The sequence below is a fragment of the Marinobacter vinifirmus genome (genome assembly GCF_002258215.1).
Classification (GTDB): domain Bacteria; phylum Pseudomonadota; class Gammaproteobacteria; order Pseudomonadales; family Oleiphilaceae; genus Marinobacter; species Marinobacter vinifirmus.
This window is the reverse complement of the sequence record NZ_NEFY01000019.1, coordinates 26,852-39,233: the sequence shown is the minus strand read 5'-3', so window position 1 is coordinate 39,233 and position 12,382 is coordinate 26,852. Positions and strand designations below refer to the sequence as shown.

The following is a 12,382-nucleotide window of genomic DNA, read 5'->3' as shown; positions in this document are numbered from 1 at the left end:
TCCAACCCCTGAAAGACCGAGGCGCGTCTTGCGCGAAAGCGCAACAGGTACCAGGCTAAAGCCTACCCTGCCGCCTCATGATAACTGATCAGTTTCGCTTGCGAAATAATATAAAATTGGATTGTACGATCCAAAAGCAGGCCAAAGAAAAGCCACCCGAAGGTGGCTTCACGGTCAGGCCGTCATATCAAACAGGGACATTTGCCCTTTTTCGATGACAACCATCGGCTGAGGTACCGCCGTAGGCGCATCCTCAACGACTTGGGCGGCGTCAGATTCATCTTTCGACCATTGACGGCGAAGTTTTGAATCCCACAAGCCCAGGTAGTGCGCTGGAGTCCGCATTACCCTGGTGAACTGCATTGACAATGAGTTCCCAATAACCACTTCAGCCGGTATATGCAGCAACGATAACTGCACATAAGCCATCATTGCGGCCACTGGATCTACATCAACACAACTCGCCCAGAGCTGTTTCTGGGGGTTAAGGCCTTTCTCATACATAGTTTGAGCAAAAGCGATAACCATCCCACCGGCTCCGCAAGCTGGCTCTTGTAGCGTGATAAACGGCTTATCAGAAAGCGTGTCTATCGTGTCGCCGTGTACCATCATGGCCATCATTTTGGACACCTCGAACGGAGTGAAAAACTGCCCCATTCGATCAGAGCCAAGTTCAAGTTCCATGAACACACTGCCCAGGAAGTCACAGGGATAAACTTCTAACCCCATCACAACCTCCGCTAACAAGTGCGACATACGAGCTGCATCCTCTTTTTCGTACCGGCGAACAATGCCCAGGTATTCCTGTTCAAGTTCGTCAGACTTCAGGAATGCGTTTTGAATCGCAATCCCGGCCATCATCACGAAATCACGGAAGACTTCATAACGATGGCGATAGCGTGCAGTCTCGTTAAAAAGGCGCGTAAACGCCCGTATATGGGGATTAGCCATATTACTCATCCAACCCCTGAAAAAGGCCGAGGTGCGCCTGTGCGCCATGTTGCGCAAAACTGAGTATACCAAAAAGAAAAGCCACCCGAAGGTGGCTCTACTGATCAGAAGTCGTATTCATTCCCCTCATCATCTGAGAGGGTAATGCTATGACCTCCGTGCTCGGAAATGCTCACCGCATGGCACTGAGCGTCTTCCAGGGATGAATATTCGTCTTCATGGTACGAACGATCCATCCCTACCCAAGTAACCAGGTATTCATTATCGTGGCGCTGTGCAGCCTCACGATACGCCGAATACCAACCTTTACCCCATTGCTCATGCTCCGCTGGCTGCGCAGCCCGGCAATACGGGTTCAGGCTACAGTAGTAGTTACCTGCCTTGAGTGAATCAACACCCTCTTGAAATGGCGATCTCATAATTGCACCTCCTGACGCTTAGCGTCATAAGCGAAGCTGCCCTTACGATACACACAGGAAACACCCTTGAATTCAAGGTCTGTTACCTGGGCGTTTATCTGCCGTTCCAGTATGGGTTTGACCTGACGCCACTGCTCTACTTCAACTATCGCTTCAGAAGCCTCTACGAGGCCGCTTTGCGGGTTTCGGTACTTGAAGCTGCAAAGGTAGCGATGGTTAATCGCGGCCTTCTCCAGAACCTCAAGGCACAGTTTTGTCTTACCTTCAGCGACATAATGACGCTGAATTAGCTCACCAAACTCTGCAAAGCAAAGCTGTTGATTGCGCTGTACCAGGTGTGAAAATGACGCTACTGCGTATTTGAACACCTGATCATCCAGCTCATTCATGTGAGCCTTGTTGTAGCTTACGGTTACTGTTCCCGTACTGGTTTTAGCGATAGATCCCATTTCGTTTCTCCAACCCCTGAAAGACCGAGGCGCGTCTTGCGCGAAAGCGCAACAGGTACCGGGCAAAGCCCACCCTGATTGTTTAAATACGGAACGTTACATTCATTGCGGCTGCGATTGCAGATACTGAAACAAACTCTTTGCCAATAAACTCTCTGAATTCATCCGGCACATCGCATGTTTCGTCATCGGTAAATACGAAAAGCAGCTTGAAAGGCTGATTCAATTCGCGTCTACCAACAGCAGCATGAATCTTCCAATCTTCAGTAACCAGATAATCACCGAGTAAGTGGCAATAATACTGATCACCCCGCTTAGTGAACTGAAGCTTCTCTCCGTCGCCTTCCTGGAAGACAAAGAAGTTAGACCCCATTACACGCGGCGGTAACACCTCAAGGTAATGCCAGTACAGTGATTGAGTCACTGCTACCTCACCACCTGTTTTATGAAGTGCTGCGGATAGTTCCTTTGGTGTATCAATCATCATATAACCCCTTTAGGTAGAGGTGCACCGACTGGCCAAGTGACCAGTCATGCACTGGTCACAATCCCGTTTCCGGGAGCCAATCACAGGTACCAGGCCGAAGCCCACCCTGCCTACTCATTGTAAGCAAGGAAATAGGGTATTTCAAAGGCATTTGTCGGATTTGAGGCGCAACCCTTGCGCCCCTGGAAGGAAGAGCCACCAGGAGTGGTATGAACCTGAAAAGCCAGTTCATACCCTCCAGGCGGCTTAGCTTGGGGAGTCTGGATCGGGGTAGGTGTTGTATTCTATCGTCAGAGCAACAGATCGGAAACCGATTCGCTTACCCCAATCAATCGCTCGTTGAAGGTCTTTAAAACGCCTTGGTGTGTTGCGCTGCGTATATACCTGACGAACAACCTGCCCATGCTGGTACTTCGCATAGATCAGATATCCTCCATTATCTTCAGGCACATATTGCAACATCATATCAACGGTATACCCCGAAAACCGTATCAATTCATCAAGCGCATTTTTGTCTAGTGGTTTTTCGTTTGTTTCAATAGTCACTTTAGGGCTTGCCATGTTTTCACCACGTTAAAAAAAGCCGTTCCGAAGAACGGCTTTTCCAAGCGATATTGAAACAATGCTCAATATCACTCTTCCTGACTAGCATCCCCGGTCGGTGCCAGTTTGAAGCCAAGGACTGCGAAATCGAACACACGTCGATTCTCAATCCAAAACTTCGAGTCAGTATGAGAGCGAAGTAATGCGCTCTCAGGAAACACATCTGCAAATTTTGACCGGATAGCGAATGCCCATTTAATTTGGCTATCACTACCTGTCAGTTGCGGAAGTGCTTTCGGCAACTTCTCATCCCCAATAAGGGACGTTTTGTTGTCGATCCAGAATTTCGCATCTAGCTCAGTGGTCAACTGTTCTGCGCCCGGATTGCGTTCAGCAAACCGTTCGCGGATTTTGTATGCCCACCCAAGTTGCTTCCTGGAACCGCGAAGTTTAGGAAGCTGTGCGTCGTTCTGTTCTGTATGATTCGCATTACTCATGTTGCTCTCCTACCCCTGACCCTGGCCGAGGTGCGCCTTTTTTACTTGAAGCCTACATTCCACCAGTGCACCGCCATTCAGCATCACCAAACCAGAACCGGCAACCAAGCGTTGTTAACATATCACATGAAAGCACGTCTCTCAATCAAAACACTATGTAATGAAGCCGCAAAATATGTAAAAACGTCGCAACGAGTGGCGTGTTCTTGGCCATTGTACAGTTCGCTGGATTGACACCTTGAATGCCTGGTTAGCCTGGTGTTTTATGAAGTGCGTTAAGCACGTTTTGAAGAGAAAATAGCGGGATGTTTAAATCACCGCTAGGGAGAAGCCACACTAACAAGTAGTGTGACTTCTATCCCCTAGCGTTAGTTGCCGTTAGCTACATTGAGCTGCGACAACACACCAATCTGGCGGTTCGTATCGAGAAACTGAATCACCTTATCGTAGTCCTCCAAATTATCAATTTGGAAGGCGACAAGCTCATTCGTTCTGCGGTCACTGATTGCAACATCAACTGTTCCATCAGATAACCAGTTTTCTTCGATTTGATACCAGCCAATTTTTACCTGAGCCATAACAACTCCTTCCAACCCCTGAAAGACCGAGGTGCATCTTGCGCAATTGCGCTGTAGGTACCAGGCTAAAGCCCACCCTACATAATTTGTCTAAGCCACCGTCCGATTGGACATGCCTAAACGAGAATTTGATTTGTGTTGTGAAGACTTAAAAGCCGACACTTCACGCTTCAAATTAGCTTCTAAACGATCATTATCAGACATTGCCTGCTTTCTGTAGTGGTTTCCCAAAACTTCAGCAGCGAACATTAAAAGTTCATGCCTGGCTTGTGTAGAACGTTTATTTCGCATCATTCAACCCCTTTATGCAGAGGTGCACTACCTGGTGATTAACCAGAAGTACACTGATTAATCACGTTAGTAGTTTCAAGACCGACAAGTCGGCCTAAAGATATTAGCACACGGAACGTACAGATCAAAGCAATGTTGATGGTCACAAGGCCTGCGCCTGGCCAACCAGGATCTGTGACCACAACTATGGACACAAACAACCCCCGGCCGATCGCGCTGCGTGTGACCAAATACCTATGGGCACAATCTCACCCGGCCCGGGCCTCCGCGGTGTGACCACTCCCCCCCGCCCCTCGCCTGCGAGGGGAGCGATTCGCCATCTGTCGTCAGGGGTGCGGGACATGCGGCCTACGGCCTCCCTTCCCGCTCCCCAGCCTGGAGCGTATGGGTCATTACAGCCGCGTCAAGGGGCCGTGTCCTCGCCTCCGGCTGTGGGCCGCACCTACCCCTTGACACGCCTTCCATTCCCTCTGAAACAACCTCACAGCCCCATTCAGCCACCACCAGTACCAAACACACCACGCCCGTACCAGGACAAAACGCTTTGGCCACACCTGGTGGCCATCGAGGACGCTACTTTGTGACCACCTACCCTTGGTCACAGATCCAGCTCGCCGGCAAGCTGCTTCAGTGACCAAAAAAAACCACCCGTAGGTGGTTTTTTAATTCCCGCTCACTTTAACTTTGGTAATTCACCAGTGTCTAGCCAGTGGTTAGCAACTTCCTCAATTACGGTTCGCCTAACCTGCTCATGGACTTTGCTGAAAAGATTGCTGTCATAAGGTTTTGCCGGGTCTTCAACATAGGTTTTAACCAACGGCCTAACCCTGGATAAAACCAGCTCAGCATAGTAATCATTATTGGCTTGGATATGCCGCTGAGCAACATATCTCGATACGATTTTCAAGCATTCTTGTGGTTCAAGCTCTGTTTTACAAAAAACACCTGGCATGAGCCTTAAATACTCATTATTAATTAGTTTATCCTGGGCGTTAGCAATAAAGCTAACGCCAAGAATAGCCGCTAATACTACTATTTTTATCGATCTATTCATTATTCTCCCCCGCTACGTCTACGAGTGCGTTCCTGAATATTTTCTTTCAGGTCGCCTTCCATCTGATCGCGCTGGCCTTCGTTGAACCACATGGCTGCGAACGGGGTTGGTGATGCTTCATTGATATAGGCAACGGCTTCTACTTTTTCCTGTGTACTTTCCCCTTTACCATCTACCTGACCTTCCAGACGCTGCAAACGCTCTGTATTACCATTCTGTGTAATTGCGCTACTTGGATCATTCATAGCTGCTTGCTGAGCTTCCAAGGCGGTTGTGGTTGCAGATTGAACTTGCTCTTGGGTAACAGTGGCTTGGCCATCGACACCACTTCGCCATTGCTCCCCTTGTGAGTTCACACCTGAAGTACCCGAGCTGAAGGTTGAAGCTACGGTGTCACGACCATCGTTAAGTAACGCTTGTTGAACTTGCTGGAACTGAGGATCTGCCCCCATCCCAAACCTTTCATCCGCATCAACCAAGGCGAATTTAATGGATTGCATCGCCTCTGAAGATCCGCCTGCCGCTTCTCTTAACAATGAATCAACGCGCCCAACATCACCGTTGTTTGACTTCATTAGAGCCTGAACCAGCGTTTGGCTTCCATCGCCACTCAGCACTGAACTTAACGCCTCCGTAGCGCTTAGTGATTCATGAGCCGACTGCACCTGTGAAGCTGCCTGTGAATATTCGCTTTGAGCAGACTGTTGTCGTGACAATGACGTACTAAGCTGATCCACGGTTGAGTTGTTTTCTGACACCCCAAATTGCGCAGCCATTTCACGCACACCGGAACCAATAGAAGCTGTTACGCTAGAGAATTGTTCACTGTTCATGAACTTCTCAGCCATATTGTAAGCATCGCGCTCTGTTTCAGAGGTTGACCCTTCAATATTACCGCCTGCTCTGGTGGTGACACTGGTGCTCGCGCCGCTTCCGAAAATGCCCTTCAGTGGCGTACCGACTTCAGCAGTAATTTTACCCTCAATTGCGCCGTACATTGCAGCCTTGGCCTGGTCGCTCATTTCAACGCCATTGGTCTTAGCCCACTCATCAACAGCACCTTTTAGTGCTGTGAAATTCTGCTGCTGCTGTGCGGTTTCAGACTGCTTGAAGTTGTTATTAGCGCCCTGCTGCTGGCTTAGCTGCTGCAATACAGATCCTGAGCTTGAAAGAACCGAAGTATTTGATTCACCTAACCTGGCGGCTGTTGATTCACGCATTTCGGTTGCAGTATCCAGAGCCTGCTGTTTGGCCTGCATAGTCTGCTCAGTGATTTGCGGCGTAACCATCAACTGTGAAGAGGTCTGAGAAAGAATGGTATTTCCATCCACAGTTGATGTTTGCCGGGAACCAGAGTCCATAAGGTTGCTGTTCTGGATACCACCAGAGCCGGTTTGCTCCCACTTGGTACCCATGCGTTGACCCTGGCCGTCTACCGCCTCATTTGCACCTTTCTCGACAGACTGGTCATAGCCCTGCATTACACGGCCAGCAAAAGATGCTGCCATAGCGCCGGACTTAGACACCAGCATCCAGGCAAGCATAGGCAACGCGGTTGCCAGATAGCCGGTTGTTGCAACCACATCGGAATTGAATTTGGCCATTTCAGCATTGGCCAGAACAGAAAACCCGTTGCCGTAAAGCGCAGCTATCTCGGTCATGGTTGACTGTGAGTAGTAGGACATAATGAAGTGCAGGATCGCATACATTGGTGCCCACAGATTTATCCATACCAATGCAGTGATATAGGCCATAGGTACCTTGGCTGGTATCACAATGGCCATTAGAACGATGATCGGGAAAATCGCATAGATGATGGCCTCGAAGATTGTCCGTAGTAACGGCAATTTCTCTGAGGCTATATCGCCTAATGCTTGATATGTGGTCAGGCGGTGTAGTTCTGCCCCACTAACAATATATTGATTAAATTCTGTGGCATCAGTTTCCTGCGATAGCTTATGGGTGCCCGTTGCCATAGCGTTAATGATGGCTTGTTGTGTTACAAACTGCTGTGGCGTCAGGCTGACGCCCGTCATAAAGTTAATAGCATTCTGCATGTCCGCCTGCATCCTGGTAGATGCAGCGTTGGCGCTATCAAAGCGTGAAATTAAATCGCCTTCCACGCCGTACTTTATAACGTCCGTGTACAGGGCCAGCATATCCGGCTTCAGGGTGTTTGTGAAACCGGATCTGCATGGAAGAATTGACTCCGTACCAGACCCTGCTGTGTACCTGAAGCTCGCCGCATTCACAGCCACCCTGGTATCGAAGAAATTCATCAGGTTTGGCGCTTGCATAACTTCCCGCCAGGTAAACCTTCTGTGGCCGATGCCATCGACGACCACACAGGAAGCAAAAAACTCTTTAAAGTTACTATTTGTACGGTCATCAGGAAAACCCATTTTCCTGGTCGCTTCATACAGCTTATGAGGGAACAGTAACCCCGTTGTGGTGTACTTAACCTCGTTTGGCATTGAAAACACTGTCTCAAAGGAACGTGCCAGCCAGTCACCAACAAATGAGAAGAACCCGGCTGTCGCTGCCAACCCAATTGGAACGTTGTTGACCACAGCGCTATTGGCAGGTGTGATCCTGTCATTCACGATAACGGTAGTTTTTGGTACTAAAACCACCATAATCAAAACTATGGTGCCGATGAACCACCGGAAATTGGCCATCACATTTCGGTCAAATGCTGCCTTAAAAAGCACGGTTACAAACCCAAGCATACCGGCAGTTTGCATGGCCGCTTTATAATCTGAGTTACCAAAAATTGAAGCGATAGCTGTGAATATCATTCTCAGCATATCGCCACTGCCGTATGCAACGACTTCCCAATTCATTTCTTACCCCACATTGCCGCAGTCACAATTTCACCGCCCAGCTTAGGTAGCAAAGCCTTCTCATACTTGTAGATCCGCTCCTGCATTGAGATAAGCTGTTCAGTAGTGTACTCGTTGTCTTGCCGCAGTTTTGCCAAACCACGCATGACCGCCTCAAGGTCTTCGCGGAAGGCCTTAATACGAGTTGCTTCAGACATCCCCTTTCTCAAGGTTGAGCTTCGCTGCTCTACCCTTTGGATCACGGCATCCAAAGAGCGAAGTAAAATGTCATGAGCAATCAGCGTTGTATATTCCTGGGTAATTTTGGAAATATCAGTACCACGCGGAAAATACGTGGTTGACGCTGATAGGAAGCGATAGATTGGCACATTGGTAGAAGCGATTAGACCGCGCTCCTGGAGTGACAGGGCGCTGTCCGTGTCGATCTTGGTAATGATGCTTTGAAGCAGTTGCTCAACGCGGGCATACAGGCCTGTCCAGGCTGGGTTTATGGTCTGTAAAGAGTTAGTCATACTGGCACAGCTATTCGGATCAGACGTTGCTCCTATACAACGATATACGCGCAGTTGCTCTGTGGCCTGGTTGCCGTAGAGAAGTGCGGTATAAATATTCTGGAACCGCTCCTTTTCAATCACGTCTTTAATGGCAGGCTCGATGATTCGGATTTCAACGGGTGTGTCAGACGCACCTGCCATATCCGCTATGATCACACTACCAATGATGTTAAGAACCACCTCTGCAAACTCCGTGTCTGCCTGGAAAAATGGGTCTTGCATCAAAACGTACCAGGCTAAGTTGCCTTTCACGAAGTCGGTTTTGTTGACTTCACCATCAGATCCAACAGTCGATTTGCGGCTACCACCAGTGGTACACGCAAATGATGCTGTTGAAAAATCTTCGCCATAGTCATTTTGGCGAGTAGTGATACAGTTGGCTTTCTCCTGGTCAAAGTATTGAAGAGCACCACCGACCAACTTGCTGGCTGCTTCACAGGAATCCATATTCATATTCAAATATTTATTTGACCAGGTTTGTATATCTTCCATCACACCGGAAAGCTGTGGCGAGACAATCTGAATGGCCAGCATGAAAGCCAGTGATTGTGCGTTTTGGCCTATGGCCCGAAGGTTATCAATAAACTGGTTTGCGTCGATGGCAGAGAAACCACCCGCATAGAAGTCAATGCCTCCACAACCGGCGCTGAACTTAGGGGTTTGAACACTGACGAAATTAAATGGCTGAGTAATAGGTGCTCGTGCCGAAATCCCGCCCAGGGTTGCAAACCGGGCTGACTGTCCTTCATAAACACCAGGTGAAGTCACCGTTGCATAGTTCATATTGTCGAACCAACTGGCCACTTTAGAACCCGTATCTGCAAGCGAGGATGCTGGTAGAATTATCGCCAAAGATAGCGCTGTTGCTTTAAATATTGATCGTTTCATCGAACATCCCCTACTCTCATTGTTGCAGTTCCTTCGAGCTGTTGAGCTGCGAAGAGAACTTTAGTAATCAATTGTGACCAGTCCGCATAGCCGTAACCTACGGTTGAAACGCTATTGGAATCCGGGTTCACCATAAACAAGGCCGGAACAACACTCACATTCAGCTTGTTGCCCATGTCGTAGTTTTGCTTCGGATACGGGTATTCCGGCAGACTGCCGCCATCCAGCGATACGGGGATAATCGTAAATCCATACTGTTCGGAAAACCGTTTTAAGACAGGTGCAAACCGATGACAGAATGGGCAATCACTTCGGAAAAAGAAAATTAAGCCATTTTGCTGTGACAGCCGGTAAAGCTCACTTTCCTTCAGTGTCAATTCTTGCTCATTCTGAGCCACAATTGCCTGAGTGGTTCGAGGCTTCTGTAACGTGTAGTCATACTCTGGTGTGACCCATATCGCTTGCTTAAAACCAGTCGCAAAGTCTTGGCTTTGCTGCTGGATTTGCGCCGTCATCGCAAGGTATCGCTGATAGTTCTCTTTCGTCGGCTCCAGGATGGCTGTTGCCAGTGCATCCTCCCATTGCTCCCCTTGCTTTTTCAAAAGCTCTCTAGGTGTCAGCGTTGGTGAGGCAGGTGCACCACCGGCAACTGGCTCCGGCTTTTTCACTTCTTCCTCAACTTCCTGAACCGGATCTTCATACCAGAACCAACCCCGCTCCCGGTCGGAGAAATAGGTTTTGGGTCTGGCCTGTTCTTGCCTGGTTTGGTTTGCCGAGGTTTGTTGTTTTGACGGCACCCCTTCGGATGCCGCCTGTGCATTTGCAATTAGCGTACAAAGCAACAGTGCGAGGATATAACGCATCAGTTGCCCCCTCCTTCATTTAGCTGTGGAAAACGCTGTTTTAGCTTTTCCTGAATGTCATTAGCCACATTGTTAGCGTTAGGTGTTGTGCCGTTTTCAGCATTACTCATAACGTCGGAGTAAAATTCAGAAAGATCCATAGCGTCAAAATTCAGTGACTCCAACTCTTCAAGACTGAAACCTTGGCAGTCCGGGCTTTTCGGTGCACCAAAGCCCAGGCCAAGCTGAGCTTTGCCTTGCTGAATAATTATCCTGGAAAGTTTGGATGGGTACGTGCAGTAAACATACTTGCGGCTTAGACACCCGAACAGTGAGTCCTGGCTACAATAATTGCCCACATATTGCACTCGGGCTGCTTCCTTCATCATGCCAAGCTCTTTTTCCTCATTACTGCAACTTGCCAGGCCAATATCGGTACCCCATCCACTGTCTTTACAACAATTCGAGAAGCCTGCTGTGGCTTTGCTGCAAGCCTTACTATCGCCTGTAAAGATGGTCAGATTTTCTTTATCTAACTCTTTGGCTATCTCACCAGCGACAGCCAGACCAGTCGCGGCTTTTTTGAAGTCTTCTGTGGCCGGCTCATAGCTCTGTCCGAATTCGGATGTGCAATTGCCATCTGGACAGACAAGCTGGCTTCCGCACATTGAGACATGCCTTGCTGAGGTTTGATAAGGGCAGCTATAGTTGATTGTCTGGTTCTCGCAGAAGCTGCCATTATGGCTGGTACACACTGCGCTGGTCTGCCCGCATCCCTGAGCCTCCAATTGGCCACACATTGGATCTTTCACGAAATACGGGTCTGACAAACGGGTATAGTTCTGATCCCACTCCCAGCATGACCGGTAAACAGGAAATCCGTTGATATAACGTGTTTCCGGCCCACTGGTGCATGTAGTGCTCTTCAGAGTCCCCTTGGTGTGTGTTTCACCTGTTGGACACACGTAGCTATACGATGACGATTGCGTACAACCGTGGATACGAAGACCTCGGAATTTTAAATAGGCGTTACCGCCACCACCGACAAGGTTGCGTATAAATATAGTGTTCCACCCTACTTTTAGCTTCGGTTTTGCATTGACATTAATGTTGTATGAGCGAATTGATTTGTGCTCACAGCTATATTCGCCAGGGAATTTCCAACCTAAATCAAATCCCGCGTAATACGTACCACCCACTGCTTGAAATGCAACTTCGTTATTAACCCACACGAACAGCCAATCATCATAGATAACCTGTTCAAGAACGAATTCAGGCACCGTGCTTAGATCAGAGATATAGAACTGGATGGTGTTCTCGTAAAATTTACAACTACCGCTTCTGTTATTGGTTGTATGGCCGTACCAGAAGGTATTGCCGCTCGAACCCCAACTCATACCCGGATCGCCAGACTTTGTAAAATCAGCATCAGTAAACGGGTTTGGCTGCCCTGCATTAGGATTGGAGCACGATACGTTTAACTGACGCTTGCACGTAAAATTAATAGTGTCCTGGTGCCCACTGACGCTGCATGACTTTTCTTCATACTTAGTCACATCCTGCGTACCAACCGGTAGATCAACACAACCTGAGTACGTATCGGTAAGGCTATGTGCCTTATCGGTGATTTCCTCATGGCGCTTGAATAAAGGGTCTGTTTGACTATTTACCGTGATTTGAGGCCTGTTGGTTCTGGCGTTGTTAATGTACTGCGCGTTTGGATCAGACGCGGCCTTTGTTTGTGCCTGGTTCTCGATGTTGAGGCCAGAATTGTAATACCCTGCTTCAGGTATGCTCGTTCCCTGGTAATTTGGTACTGTTGTTGGATCTACAGTTTTACCCAGGTCTTTGACTTTCGCATTATTCAGACTGTCTGCAAAAGCCTTACCATCAGCATTGGCCTGTGTCGTGTTATTCGCTAAAGCAGCGCCTGAAGCACCACTTAAAGCGATAATCATGGACAACCATAAAACTCCTTGTTTCATC

General features: G+C 48.5%; 12 protein-coding genes. All 12 read right to left on the bottom strand.

Annotation, left to right across the window (positions count from 1 at the left end; all coding sequences use genetic code 11):
• Positions 1 to 174: 174 nt before the first annotated feature.
• On the bottom strand, positions 175 to 951 hold the full coding sequence (locus B9Q17_RS15550; RefSeq protein WP_094625918.1) for an N-6 DNA methylase: 777 nt from the start codon (positions 949 to 951) through the stop codon (positions 175 to 177).
• 104 nt (positions 952 to 1,055) lie between these two features.
• Positions 1,056 to 1,370 carry a hypothetical protein gene (locus tag B9Q17_RS15545; protein WP_094625917.1) on the bottom strand — a complete coding sequence of 105 codons (315 nt, stop codon included), beginning with the start codon at positions 1,368 to 1,370 and terminating at the stop codon, positions 1,056 to 1,058.
• Positions 1,367 to 1,819 (bottom strand): hypothetical protein, encoded by a 453-nt coding sequence (locus tag B9Q17_RS15540; RefSeq protein ID WP_094625916.1) that lies wholly within the window; start codon positions 1,817 to 1,819, stop codon positions 1,367 to 1,369. The genes B9Q17_RS15545 and B9Q17_RS15540 overlap by 4 nt, the downstream gene beginning before the upstream one ends.
• An 82-nt stretch (positions 1,820 to 1,901) precedes the next feature.
• Entirely contained in the window at positions 1,902 to 2,306 is a 405-nt protein-coding gene (locus B9Q17_RS15535) for a hypothetical protein (protein ID WP_167373039.1), read from the bottom strand.
• A 246-nt stretch (positions 2,307 to 2,552) separates the two neighbouring features.
• Positions 2,553 to 2,867: a hypothetical protein gene (locus B9Q17_RS18090; protein WP_154707652.1), complete on the bottom strand. Its 315-nt coding sequence runs from the start codon at positions 2,865 to 2,867 to the stop codon at positions 2,553 to 2,555.
• A gap of 71 nt (positions 2,868 to 2,938) precedes the next feature.
• The gene (locus B9Q17_RS15530; RefSeq protein WP_094625914.1) at positions 2,939 to 3,346 is read right to left on the bottom strand and encodes a hypothetical protein; all 408 of its coding nucleotides are present in this window, start codon (positions 3,344 to 3,346) and stop codon (positions 2,939 to 2,941) included.
• Positions 3,347 to 3,714: 368 nt separating this feature from the next.
• A complete protein-coding gene (locus B9Q17_RS15525; protein WP_094625913.1) occupies positions 3,715 to 3,924 on the bottom strand; it encodes a hypothetical protein in 210 nt (69 codons plus the stop codon).
• Positions 3,925 to 4,888: 964 nt separating this feature from the next.
• Positions 4,889 to 5,269 carry a hypothetical protein gene (locus tag B9Q17_RS15520; protein ID WP_094625912.1) on the bottom strand — a complete coding sequence of 127 codons (381 nt, stop codon included), beginning with the start codon at positions 5,267 to 5,269 and terminating at the stop codon, positions 4,889 to 4,891.
• Positions 5,269 to 8,112, bottom strand: a complete 2,844-nt coding sequence (locus tag B9Q17_RS15515) for a conjugal transfer protein TraG N-terminal domain-containing protein (protein ID WP_094625911.1) — start codon at positions 8,110 to 8,112, stop codon at positions 5,269 to 5,271. The genes B9Q17_RS15520 and B9Q17_RS15515 overlap by 1 nt, the downstream gene beginning before the upstream one ends.
• A complete protein-coding gene (locus tag B9Q17_RS15510; RefSeq protein WP_094625910.1) occupies positions 8,109 to 9,554 on the bottom strand; it encodes a conjugal transfer protein TraH in 1,446 nt (481 codons plus the stop codon). Before B9Q17_RS15510 ends, B9Q17_RS15515 begins: the two co-directional genes overlap by 4 nt.
• Positions 9,551 to 10,417, bottom strand: a complete 867-nt coding sequence (locus B9Q17_RS15505; protein ID WP_094625909.1) for a conjugal transfer protein TraF — start codon at positions 10,415 to 10,417, stop codon at positions 9,551 to 9,553. Before B9Q17_RS15505 ends, B9Q17_RS15510 begins: the two co-directional genes overlap by 4 nt.
• A complete protein-coding gene (locus B9Q17_RS15500; RefSeq protein ID WP_094625908.1) occupies positions 10,417 to 12,381 on the bottom strand; it encodes a conjugal transfer protein TraN in 1,965 nt (654 codons plus the stop codon). Before B9Q17_RS15500 ends, B9Q17_RS15505 begins: the two co-directional genes overlap by 1 nt.
• Between the last annotated feature and the right edge of the window lies 1 nt (position 12,382).